General features: G+C 47.2%; 14 protein-coding genes. All 14 read right to left on the bottom strand.

Translation table 11 applies throughout. The features are described from left to right. Positions 1-199: 199 nt before the first annotated feature. Positions 200-1,066 carry a 2-oxoacid:ferredoxin oxidoreductase subunit beta gene (locus tag WQ57_RS02220; protein ID WP_046522100.1) on the bottom strand — a complete coding sequence of 289 codons (867 nt, stop codon included), beginning with the start codon at positions 1,064-1,066 and terminating at the stop codon, positions 200-202. After that, positions 1,067-2,803 carry a 2-oxoacid:acceptor oxidoreductase subunit alpha gene (locus tag WQ57_RS02225; RefSeq protein ID WP_046522101.1) on the bottom strand — a complete coding sequence of 579 codons (1,737 nt, stop codon included), beginning with the start codon at positions 2,801-2,803 and terminating at the stop codon, positions 1,067-1,069. A 460-nt stretch (positions 2,804-3,263) separates the two neighbouring features. After that, positions 3,264-3,524 (bottom strand): stage V sporulation protein SpoVS, encoded by a 261-nt coding sequence (gene spoVS, locus WQ57_RS02230; protein ID WP_029281188.1) that lies wholly within the window; start codon positions 3,522-3,524, stop codon positions 3,264-3,266. Positions 3,525-3,717: 193 nt separating this feature from the next. Next, entirely contained in the window at positions 3,718-4,515 is a 798-nt protein-coding gene (locus tag WQ57_RS02235; RefSeq protein WP_046522102.1) for a TIGR00282 family metallophosphoesterase, read from the bottom strand. A gap of 95 nt (positions 4,516-4,610) precedes the next feature. After that, positions 4,611-6,170, bottom strand: coding sequence for a ribonuclease Y (gene rny / locus WQ57_RS02240; RefSeq protein WP_046522103.1), 1,560 nt, complete (start codon positions 6,168-6,170; stop codon positions 4,611-4,613). A gap of 266 nt (positions 6,171-6,436) precedes the next feature. Continuing rightward, the gene (recA, locus tag WQ57_RS02245; RefSeq protein ID WP_046522104.1) at positions 6,437-7,480 is read right to left on the bottom strand and encodes a recombinase RecA; all 1,044 of its coding nucleotides are present in this window, start codon (positions 7,478-7,480) and stop codon (positions 6,437-6,439) included. Positions 7,481-8,034: 554 nt separating this feature from the next. Beyond that, positions 8,035-9,273: a competence/damage-inducible protein A gene (locus WQ57_RS02250; protein WP_046522105.1), complete on the bottom strand. Its 1,239-nt coding sequence runs from the start codon at positions 9,271-9,273 to the stop codon at positions 8,035-8,037. A 23-nt stretch (positions 9,274-9,296) separates the two neighbouring features. Beyond that, positions 9,297-9,875, bottom strand: a complete 579-nt coding sequence (gene pgsA, locus WQ57_RS02255; RefSeq protein ID WP_046522106.1) for a CDP-diacylglycerol--glycerol-3-phosphate 3-phosphatidyltransferase — start codon at positions 9,873-9,875, stop codon at positions 9,297-9,299. 98 nt (positions 9,876-9,973) lie between these two features. Then, positions 9,974-10,876, bottom strand: coding sequence for a helix-turn-helix domain-containing protein (locus tag WQ57_RS02260; RefSeq protein ID WP_046522107.1), 903 nt, complete (start codon positions 10,874-10,876; stop codon positions 9,974-9,976). A gap of 20 nt (positions 10,877-10,896) precedes the next feature. Next, the gene (locus WQ57_RS02265) at positions 10,897-11,688 is read right to left on the bottom strand and encodes a DUF3388 domain-containing protein (protein ID WP_046522108.1); all 792 of its coding nucleotides are present in this window, start codon (positions 11,686-11,688) and stop codon (positions 10,897-10,899) included. Positions 11,689-11,954: 266 nt separating this feature from the next. Next, complete coding sequence (locus tag WQ57_RS02270) at positions 11,955-12,206, bottom strand: DUF3243 domain-containing protein (protein ID WP_046522109.1); 252 nt, start codon at positions 12,204-12,206, stop codon at positions 11,955-11,957. Positions 12,207-12,310: 104 nt separating this feature from the next. Further along, on the bottom strand, positions 12,311-13,033 hold the full coding sequence (gene ymfI, locus WQ57_RS02275; protein ID WP_046522110.1) for an elongation factor P 5-aminopentanone reductase: 723 nt from the start codon (positions 13,031-13,033) through the stop codon (positions 12,311-12,313). Between the two features lie 58 nt (positions 13,034-13,091). Further along, on the bottom strand, positions 13,092-14,381 hold the full coding sequence (yfmH, locus tag WQ57_RS02280) for an EF-P 5-aminopentanol modification-associated protein YfmH (RefSeq protein ID WP_046522111.1): 1,290 nt from the start codon (positions 14,379-14,381) through the stop codon (positions 13,092-13,094). Beyond that, positions 14,381-15,658, bottom strand: a complete 1,278-nt coding sequence (gene yfmF / locus WQ57_RS02285) for an EF-P 5-aminopentanol modification-associated protein YfmF (RefSeq protein ID WP_046522284.1) — start codon at positions 15,656-15,658, stop codon at positions 14,381-14,383. The genes yfmH and yfmF overlap by 1 nt, the downstream gene beginning before the upstream one ends. Positions 15,659-15,721: the final 63 nt, after the last annotated feature.

Here is a 15,721-nt window from a genome sequence, read left to right on the forward strand (position 1 = left end):
CATCAATAGCACTGCTCAGCAAAACTTTAAACATACAATTAATAATTATAAACGTTAAGGGGCATACAAACAATAACCCATGTCACAGTTCCAGCTATCACCTGAAAAAATTCCATTATAGGCTAGGCAGCTCTTCAATGCCCCTACTTACAATGGCTTCAAGACAAAAGCCCCAATCAAATGATTGGGGCTTTGCAACTTAAACAAATTCCGCTGTCAATTTATCGAAGTATTCCTGGTCAAGCGTAAGGTCTGCATTGGCAAGCGGCGTTTCAGAATAGCCATTGATCATTTCCTGATACGATTTGCGCTCGGTGTTCTGGTAGATCAACCCAGTAACAAGTCCATCATGCTTCATCAATGTCTGCATTGCCAATTCGCGGCTGGATGGATCATATCCTTCAACATCGCTCAGCTTTGTCAGGTTTTCCTTAAACCAGTCATATGTGTTGACCTTGTTGTACGTAACACATGGACTGAACACGTTGATCAGCGAGAATCCTTTATGCTTGATTCCTGCTTCAATCAGGGCCGTCAGATCCTTAAGGTCCGTTGAAAAGCTTTGAGCCACGAAGGTTGCGCCTGCCGTAAGAGCCATCTCCATAGGGGAAATCGCCTGCTCAATCGAACCTTGCGGAGTGGACTTTGTTTTAAAACCAGCCGCAGAACGCGGAGAGGTCTGTCCTTTTGTAAGACCGTAAATCTGGTTATCCATAACAATATAAGTGATATCAATATTCCTGCGGATCGCATGGATGGTATGTCCCATTCCAATTGCAAACCCATCTCCGTCTCCTCCGGAAGCGATAACCGTCAAATCGCGGTTGGCCATTTTGACACCTTGCGCGATTGGCAGGGAGCGGCCATGGATTCCATGGAACCCGTAAGAATTGATATATCCTGAAATACGGCCGGAACAGCCGATTCCGGATACAACAGCCAAATTCTCAGGTTCAAGCCCGACATTGGCAGCTGCCCGCTGCATGGCTGCCTGTACAGAGAAGTCGCCGCAGCCTGGGCACCAGTTTGGTTTTACATTATTACGAAAGTCTTTAAAAGTGGCCATTTAGAACAACTCCTTGCATTTCGTGTGGATTTCATGCGGCAAGAAAGGATTTCCGTCGTACTTTAGGATTTTGTTGATCTTCCCATGGCTTCCGACGTTCATCTTCAGGATGTTTGCCAGCTGACCTGTTGCATTGTTTTCAATGATGGCAACCTTTTTAGCCGATTGGACAAGCGGAAGGATTTCATCAACCGGGAATGGATGGATCAAACGAACTTGAGCATGGTTTACTTTAATTCCATCTTGCTCTAGTCGGCCCATCGCTTCCTCAATCGCGCCTCTTGTCGAGTTGAAACCAACGATCAGAAGGTCTGCTTCCTCATGCGGAGCGTTCTTATGGACTGGATTATTAAATTTGATATTTTCGATCTTGCGCATGCGCTTATCCATCTGTGCGATACGGTTGGCTGCAGATTCGGAAGGTTTTCCTGTCTCCTCATGCTCAACACCGGTCACATGATGGATACCATTCTTCATTCCTGGAATCACGCGCGGTGATACACCGTCTTCTGTTACTTCATAGCGCTTGAAGTATCCTTTATTTTCAATTTCAGGAAGGTCTCCTGACTGCAGTTTTCCGCGGCGGATTTCCACCTTGTCAAACTCAAGCGGCTCAACTGTCTGCTTTCCGAGTGAGAGCTGAAGGTCTGTAAGAACGATGACCGGGCACTGATATTCCTCCGCAAGGTTGAAGGCTTCGGCCGTATCATAGAAGGCTTCCTGGACCGTGCTTGGAGCCATGACAATCTTTGGAATTTCACCATGTGTTCCATAAATCATCGCCATCAGATCGGACTGTTCCTGTTTTGTCGGCAATCCTGTTGAAGGACCACCGCGCTGAGTATCTACAATTACCAAAGGAGTTTCCGTAATCCCGGAAAGGCCAATAGCTTCCATCTTAAGAGATAAACCAGGGCCAGCAGAAGCAGTAAGGGCACGGACACCGCCATAGTTTGCACCAATCGCCATCGTAACGGCAGCAATTTCGTCTTCCGTCTGAATGACAGTACCGCCAACTGCAGGAAGCTTTTTGATCAGATATTCCATGATTTCCGAAGCCGGGGTAATTGGGTAGGCAGCCATGAAACGGCAGCCTCCAGCCATGGCGCCAAGAGCGATAGCATCGTTTCCGATCATGAACAGACGCTTCTGGCCATCTGCCTTGTCAAGCTGCATAGCTCCAACTTTTTCGCCAAGCTTTTCTTTCATATGATCATAGCCAGCCTGAATTGCTTCCATATTCTTGTCGACAACCTGCTGCCCTTTGCGTCCGAAGATTTCCTGTACGACTTCTTCAAATACTTTAATATCAAGGTCCAAAACAGCGCTTGTTGCACCGATGGCAACCATGTTTTTCATTAGAGATGTGCCAAGCTCGGTTGCGATTTCTGTGAATGGAACCGCATACAAAGAAGCTTGTGTATCTTCCGGCTTTTTAGGGTCGAATTTCGTGTCTGCCATGATGACACCATTTTCGTGAAGCTCTTTGTAGTTCACATCAATGGTCTCTTGGTCAAAAGCAACGAGGATGTCCAAATCATCGGAAATGGAGCGGACCTGCGTTGTGCTGACACGGATCTTGTTATTTGTATGTCCACCTTTAATCCTTGAAGAAAAATGGCGGTATCCATACAAATAGTAGCCAAGCCGGTTTAATGCAATCGAAAAAATCTCTCCAGTACTTTCTATTCCTTCTCCCTGCTGTCCTCCAACTTTCCATGAAAGTTGATTGATCATCTCTTACACCCCTTTAGGTACGAAAAAAATATGTAATTATGTTTCTTTCATAAATTGTAGCATTTTTCCAAGTAAATCACTAGACTTACCCAACATTTATTGTATTAAAACCTCTACTTGGACCAATACTAAACGCTTTCAATTCTAGACCTATGCACCAAAAATTGCAACCCTTTCAAGGGAAATATTGACCAAAATACGTATATTTTTTTATTTTTTAGATTTATTATTAAAATTCTTTTTTACACAATGAGCTGTATATTAGAAACCGTAATTTTGCTATCATTTTTCACCTGAAAGCAGCCAATTTGTGAATTCTTCCCCTCTAGGTTGTTATTCCAAAATAACAATATCCTTGACAGCCTGGCGAGCCGCGGCTCCATGCTTCTCAACGCAAAAAAAACCATTCGAAAGCGACTGCAAACGAATGGTTTCTACTTTGTGACTTTTTTCCGGCAGACTATCTGGGCTCAATAATCAGCTTGATGGCGGTTCGTTCTTCCCCATCAATCAGAATATCGGTAAAGGCCGGGATGCAAATCAAATCGACTCCGCTAGGCGCTACAAATCCTCTTGCGATCGCTACTGCCTTGACAGCCTGATTCAATGCACCCGCACCGATTGCCTGGATTTCGGCTGCCCCTCTTTCACGCAGCACTCCAGCAAGCGCACCAGCTACAGAATTAGGATTAGATTTTGCTGAAACTTTTAATATTTCCATTCCTAGCTCCTCCTTATTTTCTCCCCAAACCCGAATGCAAGCTCACACCCAGGATAAGTTTGTTCCACTCTACTATATTCATGGACTTGCGCCTGTATGCAGCACAGGCCCAAAAAAGGAGATAGAGAAAAAAAGAATTGCAAGCCTCGCATGAGTATCTTCCCAATATCTATGATTTCTCTGCAGAAGTCGACTAACCGAAAAACGGGTGATCATCGCTGATGAGCACTCTTTGAATCTTCTTTGCTTTGCCTGTCTTGCTGTCAAGGTCTATTACGGCCCCTGACAGCTGATTGCGGCCTGTTTCGCTCACTTCGAACCTTACAGGCAATGAAGTTAGGAATCGCTTTATAACAGCCTCTCTCTCCATTCCCAGGATGCCCTCATAGGGACCTGTCATCCCCACATCCGAAAGGTAGGCTGTCCCTCCAGGCAAAATGCGTTCATCTGCTGTCTGGACGTGGGTGTGCGTTCCCACCACTGCCGTTACCCTGCCGTCCAAATACCAGCCCATCGCCTGCTTTTCGCTTGTCGCCTCTGCATGGAAATCAACAAATATGATGGGCGTGCGCTCTCTGGCTTCCGCAATCAGTTCATCCGCTTTTTTAAATGGACAGTCAATCGGCGGCAGGAACGTTCTTCCCTGCAGATTGATAATTGCCACTTCATCCTGATTCACTTTTAGATAGACAATTCCCTTCCCTGGAACCTCTGCCGGAAAGTTCGCTGGCCGGACAAGATATTTGGCATCATCAATAAAATCAAAAATCTCCTTCTTATCCCAAGCATGATTACCAAGCGTGACAGCCTGAGCCCCCCATTCAAGGAACTGTCGGTAAATCTTCTCGTTGATGCCCTTGCCGCTAGCAGCGTTTTCGCCATTGATGATGGTAATGGTCGGCCGGTACTTCTCTTTCAGCTTCGACAAGTATTGCTTCACCATATCTCGGCCAGGGGACCCAACAACGTCCCCGATAAATAAAATCCTCATTATTTCCACCCTATCTATTTAGGTTATTTAAATGATTCCTCACCTTTAAGATGAACATTCTTCCATAATTAAAAAAGCGGTGCAAATGCACCGCTTTATTTTGCATACTCAACTGCCCGTGTTTCACGAATGACAGTGACTTTGATATGGCCTGGATAATCGAGTTCGTCCTCGATTTTTTTGCGGATATCCCGAGCCAGGCGGTGGGCCTGGAGATCATCAATTTGGTCTGGCTTGACGATGATCCGGATTTCGCGGCCGGCCTGAATGGCAAATGATTTCTCCACACCTTCATAGGATTCGGAGATCTCTTCCAGTCGTTCAAGGCGGCGAATATAGTTTTCAAGCGCTTCACTGCGGGCACCTGGACGCGCGGCTGATAAGGCATCGGCAGCAGCCACCAGGACAGCAATGATGGAAGTCGGTTCAGTATCGCCATGATGGGAGGCAATGCTGTTGATGACAACAGGATGCTCCTTGTACTTGGTCGCAAGCTCTACACCGATTTCAACATGGCTGCCTTCAACCTCATGGTCAATTGCCTTGCCGATGTCATGCAATAAGCCTGCACGCCTTGCAAGGGTCGCATCCTCACCTAGCTCGGCAGCCAGGAGGCCTGAGAGCTGGGCGACTTCCATGGAGTGTTTGAGGACATTTTGGCCATAGCTTGTACGATATTTCAAACGTCCAAGTATTTTGATCAAATCAGGATGAAGCCCATGGACACCCACTTCGAAAGTCGTTTGTTCACCGACTTCACGGATATGCTCATCCACTTCACGGCGTGCTTTTTCAACCATTTCCTCGATTCTTGCAGGGTGGATACGTCCATCCTGAACAAGCTTATCAAGTGCGAGCCTTGCCGTTTCCCGGCGGATTGGGTCGAAACCGGAAAGAATAACGGCTTCTGGCGTATCATCGATAATCAAGTCGATTCCAGTCAGTGTTTCCAGTGTCCGGATGTTCCGTCCCTCACGTCCGATGATACGTCCCTTCATCTCGTCGTTAGGAAGATTGACAACGGAAACTGTTGTTTCAGCAACATGGTCCGCTGCGCAGCGCTGGATAGCCAGGGATAATAGCTCCTTCGCTTTCTTATCAGACTCTTCCTTCGCCCTGTTTTCGTTTTCTTTGATCATGACAGCGATGTCGTGAGCAAGCTCTTGCTCCGTACGTTCTAAAATGATGGATTTTGCTTCTTCACGCGTTAAGCTAGAGATTCGCTCTAACTCGGATTGCTGTGCGCGTACCATCTCGTCCACTTTGCTTTCCATTTTTTCAATATGCTGTTGTCTTTGGGTTAGAGAGTCATCTTTCTTCTCCAAAAGGATTTCGCGTTTATTCAACGATTCATCCTTCCGGTCAAGATTCTCCTCCTTTTGCAGTAAACGATTTTCTTGTTTTTGAAGTTCATTTCTTCGCTCGCGGACTTCACGTTCAGCTTCCGTGCGAAGTTTGTGAATGTCATCCTTTGCTTCAAGCAGGGCCTCTTTTTTCAATGCCTCCGCATCCCGCTTAGCATCTTCAAGAATCTGTTCTGCCGCATTTTTTGCCCCGGCAATTTTTGCTTCTGCAACGGATTTTCGATAAAAATAGCCAACAACTGCACCGATGATTAGGCCAAGCAAAATGGAGATGATTATTATGAATTCCATCATTTTCACCTCCTCTTGCTATGAACTTTTGTTACGTTTTTTAAAGTGTCGGCATGTATATTGTCAACTAACATCAACATACAGCGCAATGGCTTTTAAACGTTTTTATTACTATAAAAAGTAAAAATATACATTTTTAATTGTAAAGCTGCCTATTTTCATTGTCAAGGGTTTGTCAGATGATAGCGGCAGTTTCACTTCCAGGAGAACCCAACTTATGTACAAGAAAAGCAAAGCCGGCGTTCGGCTTTGCTTTTTTTCCAGAATTAAAGCTCAAATTCTTCCTGATCTTTTTCGTCCTCATTCTCCGTAATCACTTTCTCGCCGTCAAGGGCATAATGGTCACGAATCTTCTGCTGAATTTCCAGAAGAAGGGAATGGTTCTCTTTCAGGAACAGCTTCGCGTTCTCGCGACCCTGGCCAACACGCTCATTATTATAGGAATACCAGGAACCGCTCTTCTGGACGATGTCCAGTTCGGAGGCCATATCGATGATTTCGCCTTCCTTGGAGATGCCTTCTCCGTACATGATATCAACTTCCGCTACACGGAATGGAGGAGCAACCTTGTTTTTGACGACTTTGATTTTGGTCTTGTTTCCGACCATTTCATTGCCCTGCTTCAATGTTTCCGCACGGCGCACTTCAAGACGGACACTGGAATAGAATTTCAGCGCGCGTCCACCTGGAGTTGTCTCGGGGTTTCCAAACATAACTCCAATCTTCTCACGAATCTGGTTAATGAAAATGGCAATGGTCTTGGATTTGTTGGTGGCACCGGACAGCTTGCGCAATGCCTGGGACATCAGGCGGGCCTGGAGGCCGACGTGTGAGTCTCCCATTTCCCCTTCAATCTCTGCTTTTGGAACTAGTGCAGCTACCGAGTCGACAACCAAAATGTCAACGGCTCCGCTTCGGACAAGTGCTTCAGCAATTTCCAAAGCCTGTTCGCCTGTATCCGGCTGGGAGAGCAGCAACTCATCAATATTGACACCCAGTTTTTGAGCATAAACAGGGTCTAGTGCGTGCTCGGCATCAATGAATGCTGCCTGGCCTCCCTGGGCCTGAATTTCGGCAATGGCATGCAGGGCCACAGTCGTTTTACCCGAACTCTCCGGACCGTAAATTTCAATGACACGGCCGCGCGGATAACCGCCGATTCCCAATGCCACATCCAATGCAAGCGAACCGCTCGGTGAAGTCGAGACCCTGCGTTCTGCCTGCTCACCCAGCTTCATAATTGAGCCTTTACCAAATTGTTTTTCTATTTGCTTTAACGCCATTTCTAAAGCAGCTTGACGATCGCTCACTCAATTTCCTCCTTTATTATAAAACGGTCTGGCTATATACCAGAACGATAAACTATTAAATCACTATCATTAATATACCTGTTTTTTTTCCGTTTGTCGAGCAAAAAATCGAACATCCATTCGTTTATTTTGGATGGTAAGTTTTTGATGAAATTGAATTTTCGGGTTGAATTTTAAATGAATACCCTGTTCTGCTATCCTTTGAAACTAGCTTTTCGGCTATTGTCTGATTATTCCGCAGTGCACTGCAACAGTGCTGAAGAGGGATGGAGGACCATTTCTTGACTGGATCCTTAAAAAAGGGCAACCATCTTCTCTATGGACGACCTCTTACACTAATATCCTACCAGAATGGGCCTCCATCACCCCTATGGACGACCTCTTCCACTCATATCCAAACAAAAAGGTCCTCCACCCCCTCCATGGAGGACGCGTTTCACTCTTATTACCTATTAATGGTCCACCATCACCCAATCGCAGCCTCTATCACAATGATCTCCAAAAAAATATCCCCGGCTCTTCCCGGGAGCCAGGGATATTATCAAGTTTTTCTATCAATATTTCAGTGCCTGAATCAGCAGGCTAGCGCCGTGTTTGACGGTCCGTATCCGGTTAATTTCGCGGGTGCCTGCTAGCATCAGTTTCTCGGCCAGCGCTGGCTGCCCCTTTATGAAGAGCCCGACGAAGACCGTACCGGGCGGGTGGCCTTCAAGGGCTTCAGGCCCCGCAACTCCGGTAAAACTGATGCCGGCATCTGCGCCCAGAAGGCTGGCAGCATTCTCGGCAAGCTCGCGGGCACATTCTGCACTAACTGCTCCGTGTTCCGCAAGAGTCTCCTCACGAACGTGCACCAGCTTCACTTTCGCTTCATTCGAATAACACACCACTCCACCTTTAAACACCGAGCTTGCGCCTGGAATCACGGTCAGCTGCTCCTGGAACAGGCCTCCTGTCAGGCTCTCGGCCGCTGCGACAGTCAGGTTCTTTTCTTTTAAAAGCTTGAAGAGCTCTTTCATGAGCGATGTATCATCATAGCCGTAGAAAAACTGGCCCACCCGGCTGAGGATTTTTGCCTCAACCTCATCAATCAGCTGAATTGCTCCTTCTTCCGTAGCATTTCCAGCTGTAAGGCGGATAGTTACCTCGGATTCGCCGGCGAGCGGTGCAATGGTTGGATTGCTCTGCGCCTCTATCAAATCCTCGAGCTGCGCTTCAAGGGCAGCCTCGCCAATTCCGAAGAAGCGCAGCACCCGGGAGACAATTTTTGCCTGGGTGTCCATTTTTGCGGCAATGGCAGGGATGCCATACTTGGCAAACATCGGCTCCATTTCGAATGGAGGCCCAGGAAGAAGCATGTAATAATGCCGGCCGGCAGCCAGGAACATCCCTGGCGCCATTCCATTCTCGTTAGGCAGCACATGTGAGCCTTTAAGGACAAGCGCCTGCTTGCGGTTGTTCTCTGTCATCTTCCGGTTTGCCCTGCTGAAATAGGATTGTATCGACTGCATGGCTGACTCGTCCATTTCAAGGGAGGTTCCCAGATGCTTCGCGATTGTTTCCTTCGTCAGATCATCCTTGGTCGGACCGAGTCCGCCTGTAAAAATAATCAGGCTAGACCTTTCTTCGGCAATCTCAAGCGCCCTTTTTAAACGGTCGGGATTGTCTCCGACCACTGTATGGTGATAAACGTTCACACCAATTGCCGCCAGCTGCGCTGACAAGAAACGGGCGTTTGTATTGGTAATTTGACCCAGCAGCAGCTCGGAGCCGACTGCAATAATTTCTGCATTCATTTTTCCACCCGCCTAATAATCCATTATTTGGAGTTCTTGAATACTGCTTTGTTTTTAATAAAATAATCCCAGCCTGACCATACGGTAAAGAACATGGCGACCCAAAGGGCAATATCGTCAAACGGCAATGAGATCATTTCAAAAATGATGTTGTGGAGCAGCAGGGCGGAAATCGCGATGATCTGCGTCCATGTTTTTATTTTGCCAAGATTGTTGGCCGCAACCACTTCCCCGCCTTCTGCCAGAATGGCCCGAAGACCGGTAACGGCAAATTCCCTGAAGATGATGACAATGACAATCCAGGAGGGAGCCATGTTCAGTTCCACAAGAACGATCAGTGCTGCAGACACAAGCAGTTTATCAGCGAGAGGATCAAGGAACTTCCCCAGGTTCGTAACAAGATTGTATTTACGGGCATAGTAGCCGTCCACCCAATCAGTAGTCGAGGCGAAAATGAAAATCAGCGCCCCGGCCAAATGGGTTGCCGGCATGGTTGCTCCCAGGAAAGTGACTTCTCCCCAATTCAAGGGGGCAAGCATCACAATCAGAAAAATAGGGATAAGAAGAATTCTGGATACAGTAATTTTATTAGGTATATTCATTTGACATCCTCCAAACAAAATATGTCTGCGCCATGATGGTCTTTTTCATCGCGAGAACATGAAGCAAGCGAAAAAATAGTCACCTAAAGCGATGACTATTATTCGCCTTTAATATAACGGATCGTAATGTCCTGCCTGGTGCTGTCCGAAGGGAACTCCAGCTTTTCGCCATTGACCAGGATCTCCGTATCCGGTACGAATCCTACGATTACCGTGGCTCCAGGCTGATTCGTGAAATCGAATTTCTGGCTGTTTGTTCCGTCCGATTTTAATGTGCCCTGGAAGACGGATTTCCCCTCACCATTGCGGATGTCTACCCAGGTTGCACCGGTTGAATTCACAGTCAGCTCGAACTTATCGGCATTTTTAAGTTCGTATGTAGCCTGTCTGCCGCTGGTATTGACGACAGAAAGCTCCTGGGCCGGCTGTTCTTCTTCGGCACCTTCTTCATTTTCTGCATTTTCTTCCGTTTCCTGCTCTTTGTCATTTGCGGCTTCTTCTTCCGTACCGCCATCTTCGCCATTATCATTGGTGCCTGCATTCTCCGGCTCTTCGATAATGACAGGGTTGTTGCCCTCGGAACCTGATTCGTCTCCTCCGCCTCCGGCCTTTTGGACGACAAGGTACCATACAAAGACGACAAAGGCGGCTAGAGCAATGCCGACAAGTACTTTCGGAAGCAAATCCAGAACCTTGGACTTTCCAGGGGACATGCTTTTCCGGGACTGTACGCGTGAAAGCTGTTCCGGCAGGTCATCACTGTATGTAGCAGGTATTTCGTCTTTGTATTGCTCAAATATTTCTTCCGGATCCAGGCCTACTGCCTCGGCGTATTGCTTAATAAATGCCCTGACGTAAAATTTGCCGGGCATCATCGAATAGTTGCCTTCTTCAATTCCGATGAGATATCGTTTCTGGATTTTGGTCAAGTTTTGAAGCTGTTCCAGGCTAAGCCCTCTCGCTTCTCTTGCTTCTTTTAAACGGACTCCTAATTCTGTCACGATAACACCTTCCAATACAATTAAAAATCGAACCCTCCGAAATCCGAATCCGTAAACATATGGTTTTGCTGGACCATATCGTACACTATTTCCTCGCCTTGTTCGTGTCGGAGCTCGATAATATAATCAAAATCGTTGATTGTATATTCCGTATTCTGCACAAATATATCGGGATGCTCCACCACCTTGACGGATGGCATGCGCATGATTTCCCTGACAAGCTGCCAGTGGCGCTCATTGGCCCGGCGCGTCGAAACGATTCCATCGATGATATACAGGTTGTCTGTATGGTACTCATCATCAATCAGCTGGTTGCGGATTGTCTGCTTGAGAAGGGTGGAGGAAACAAACAGCCACCGTTTGTTGGCACAGACACTCGCAGCCACCACTGACTCAGTTTTGCCCACTCTTGGCATGCCTCTGATGCCAATCAGCTTGTGTCCTTCCTGCTTAAACAATTCTGCCATAAAATCGACCAGGAGTCCAAGCTCATCCCGTACGAAGCGGAAAGTTTTTTTATCATCCGCGTCTCTCTGGATATAACGGCCATGGCGGACCGCCATTCGGTCACGAAGTTTTGGCTCGCGCAGTTTAATTACCTTTATGGTATCCATTGTATTTAGGATTGACTCCAGCCTGACGATTTGTTCATCATTTTTGGCAAGGATCAACAAACCCCGGCGCCCTTCGTCAATTCCATTGATGGTAACGATGTTGATGGCAAGCATCCCGAGGAGCGAAGAGATGTCGCCCAGCAAGCCAGGACGGTTAATCTGAATTTCATATTCTAAATACCACTCTTTCTTCTCCATCAAAACCCTCCATCACCCGTTTTTGTCCAGCCAGGCTTGTCCCCGGCTCCTAGCCGTATTCTTTGTTTCTATAATATATGATTTTATTGGAAGATGAAAGAAAAAGGAATAGAAAAGCGGAGGCGCCTTGCCAGCTCCGACAGGCGTAAGACGCACCTGAATAGAAGGCGTTTTTTGCTTTCCATTCAGGGGTGGCTTATGATGCTCCCTTCCATAAACCTAAAAAAAGAGAGGCACATAGCCCCTCTCCTTCTATTGGATTTTACTCAGCCATTATTTTGGACTAGTTTGACCATCATATTGGCAATTGCATGCTGCTCTTCGGGACTGGCCACAGACCAAAGATCAGCAAGGACCTTTTCCTGCTCATTCTTCGGGTCTACATTTTTAGCCAGATAATCCCCAACCTGATACGCAATATCAGAGATGACTCCATTGCTCATTCCCTGGCTTTGCGCCTGGTCAAGACGGCTGCCCAAAAATTCTTTCCATTGTCCCCAGTTATCCAAAACAGACATAGTGTGAACCTCCTTTTAAAGTGTTCAAAAATAGTGTGCTTTAGCTGGGGGGAAAATATACACGGCCACAAAATCGTAAAAATTGCTTTTGGCAGAAAGTATTCCTAAACATGCCAGCCGCCATTGATGGAAAGGGTCTGACCGGTTATGTAGCCAGCCTGCCCGGAAAGCAAAAACAGGGCTCCATTGGCAATATCCTCGGGCTGGCCGAGGCGGGACAGCGGAATCTCTTCTTTCAGCACGGCAAGTTCATCCGGAGAAAAGTCCGAGAGCATCGGCGTTTCGATAGCACCCGGGGCAATGGCATTCACCCTGATTCCAGAGGGGGCAAGCTCTTTGCTTAACGCTTTGACGAAGGCCAGCTGAGCTCCCTTCGCTGTTGAATAGGCCACCTCATAGGCTGCGCCCGTCTGCCCCCAAATCGAAGAAATAACCACGATGCTGCCGCTTTTTTTTGACAGCATTTTAGGCAGCAGCTCCTTTGTCAGCAGCATAGGCGATGTCACATGTACCTGCAGCAGCTTCTCTGCATCAGGTTCTTCAAGGTCCTGCAGCAAGCCATATAGTGCATTCCCTGCATTATGGATGATGGCATCCAGGCTATAGATTTGCGAAGCCAGCTTTTTATAGCCTCCGCGCTCAGACAGGTCCGCCTGCACAGGGATATACTCCCCGCCAAACCCCTCTAGCCGCTGGAGCAAGCTTTGAGCCCCTTGATGATTGGAGTGGTAATGCAAGTACAGCGAATATCCCTCCTCCGCCAGCCTGAAGGCAATGGCCTGGCCAATCGCGCCGCTCGCACCGGTTATGAGTATAAATTTTTTCATCTTTTCTCCCCTGTTTCATATTAAAAAAGCGCCGGCAAATGAACCGGCGCCTTCATTCTTATTTTTTAGGGACTACCTGGCAGACCGTGAACCTCTTTTCATCAATAAGGCTGGAGGCAGCCTGCCTGATGTCGTCCAATTTTATGCTTTCAAGCATCGGGACAACATCGAACAAGTCCATTTCATTAAAGGCATAGCGGGTAAACTGGTTGGCAATATATTCAGGCGAATTGATGGCCCTCAGGAAATTTCCGATTTTTTTCTTTGTTGCCCTGCCAAGGTTTTCTTCGGTAAAATTGGTGCCTGTTTTGGCAGCAAGCAGCATGGCCGTCAGATTCTCGGCAAGCTTCCCGGCATCAGGGGTATCGCCTCCGACCATGGCGAAGCCAAAACCCTGCTCCTGGGTATAATCATAGGAGAAGGAATCATCAATCAAGCCCTCGCTATACAGCTCCGAGTAATGGCGCGAACTTTTGCCGAATAAAATATCCAGCATAAGATTGACCGAAAGCTCCCATTTCAGCATCTCCTTGCCGGACATCTCTCCAGAAGGCGCCTTGATTCCAACGAGGCATTTCGAAGTCTGGACATTCATTTCCAATACCTGCTTCTTTTGTGCCACTTCCTCGATCTCCGACTCGAACCGGCGCTGGATTTCCGGTTTATCCGTATATTCCTTTTTACTCTGATTTTCTTTTATCTGCTTCATGACCTCATTGGGATCAACCGGCCCGACAACAAACAGCAGCATATTGCTTGGGTGGTAGAACGTTTCATAGCATTCATACAGCATGTCTTTTGTGATATGCGAAATCGACTCGATCGTCCCTGCAATATCGATGCGGACCGGATGCTCTTTATACATGTTTTCGATGGCACCGAAATAGAGGCGCCAGTCCGGATTGTCGTCATACATGGTAATTTCCTGCCCAATGATACCCTTTTCCTTCTCAACCGTCTTTTCGGTAAAATAAGGCTCCTGGACAAAATCCATCAGCGTCTCAAGGTTTTGCTCCACCTGGGAGGTGCTTGAAAATAAGTAGGCAGTCCGGGTGAACGATGTAAACGCATTGGCGGATGCGCCCTGCCGGCTGAATTGCTGGAAAACGTCGCCATCTTCCTTTTCAAAAAGCTTGTGCTCAAGGAAGTGGGCAATTCCATCCGGGACCTTCACATACTCTTCTTTCCCAAAGGGCTTGAAATGGTTATCAATGGAACCATACTTTGTCGTAAAAGTTGCATATGTCTTGTTAAAGCCTTTTTTCGGAAGGATATAGACATCGAGGCCATTGCCCAATTTTTCATAATAAAGTTCTTCCTGCAGCTGTTCAAAAGCAATCTTCTCCATTATTTCCCCGCCTCCATTCCGGTTAAAAAGTAAATGGTATCAAGGTTGACCTTGTTGGCAACGGCGATGATGTCTTCTTTTGTGGTCTGCTGCATGCTTTGCATCCATTGATCGAGCGGCACATGGGCCTTCGACACCACGTTATGGTAGATGACCTCCACTATCCCCCTGGCAGTATCAAGGGTTTCGAGCATTTGATTTTCAATCACCGCTTTGGTCTGCTGAATTTCTTCTTCGCTGAAGTCTCCTGATTTCATCGCTTCCATTTGTTCTTTAATGATGTCGACAGCAAGTTGGAAATTTTCAAATTCAATTCCCGACATGACCATCATCAGCCCTTTATGGCTTTCAAGCCGGCTCGCCACATAGTAGGCCAGGCTGTTTTTTTCCCGCACATGGTGAAATAGCTTGGAATGGGAAAAGCCGCCATAGATTCCGTTAAAAACCTGAAGGGCATAATAGTCTTTATCGCCGTATTTTACATTCGTCCTGAAGCCGATGTTCAGCTTTCCCTGCTTGACGTCCTGCGGCTCCTTCACCACTTTTTCTTCCTTCCGGATCCCTGACAGCAAGTTGGCCTCAAGCGGCGTTCTTGGAGCAAAGTCAAAAAGTGATGCCACTGCTGCTTCCACTTCTGCTTCAGCAACATCTCCTATCACATACAAATCCAGTTCATCCTGGGCAAACGCCTGCTGATAATAGCTGTATAAATCCTGGGCGGTGATGTTGTCTACATCATCGAGTTCACCGTTCACGTGAAGAGCATAAGGCTCACCGGCACACATTTCCTCCACCAGGCGGTGGCTGGAGTAGCGCATTTTATCATCATAGACAGATTGAATCCTCTGTTTCAGCGTCCGCTTTTCATTTTCCACTGTCTCGCTGTCAAATGAACCATTTTGGGCCAGCGGGTTTAGAAGGATATCAGCCAGAAGCTCCAGCCCCTTGGACAGCAACGGAGTCGGGTCACTAAGGAACTTCTCATTGGCAATTTCAATGGAAAAGGACAGGATCTGGTATTCCCCTTTTTTGGCAACATCGACAAATAAATTGGCACCATACAAGTCGTCAAGGTAAGAGCGCAGCTTTTCAGTTGTAGGATAGGCGGCTGTACTGCTTTGCAGGACATGCGGCAGCAGCGCGCGCTTTGTCACACCTTCCTTGTTCAGCGGCGCTTTCATCTTCCATACAATAGTGTTGGTTTTGAATTTATCGCTTTTGACAATATGAAGCTTGTAGCCATTCATTTCTTTTACTGCTTCCGAAATCACTCCCATGAGCGTCCTCCTTTTAACCATGCCTTCGATCAAGGCCGTCATCCTCCTTACGGGAGGTACATC

Origin of the sequence: Mesobacillus campisalis (genome assembly GCF_000986785.1) — a bacterium.
Taxonomy (GTDB): Bacteria; Bacillota; Bacilli; order Bacillales; family Cytobacillaceae; genus Mesobacillus_B; species Mesobacillus_B campisalis.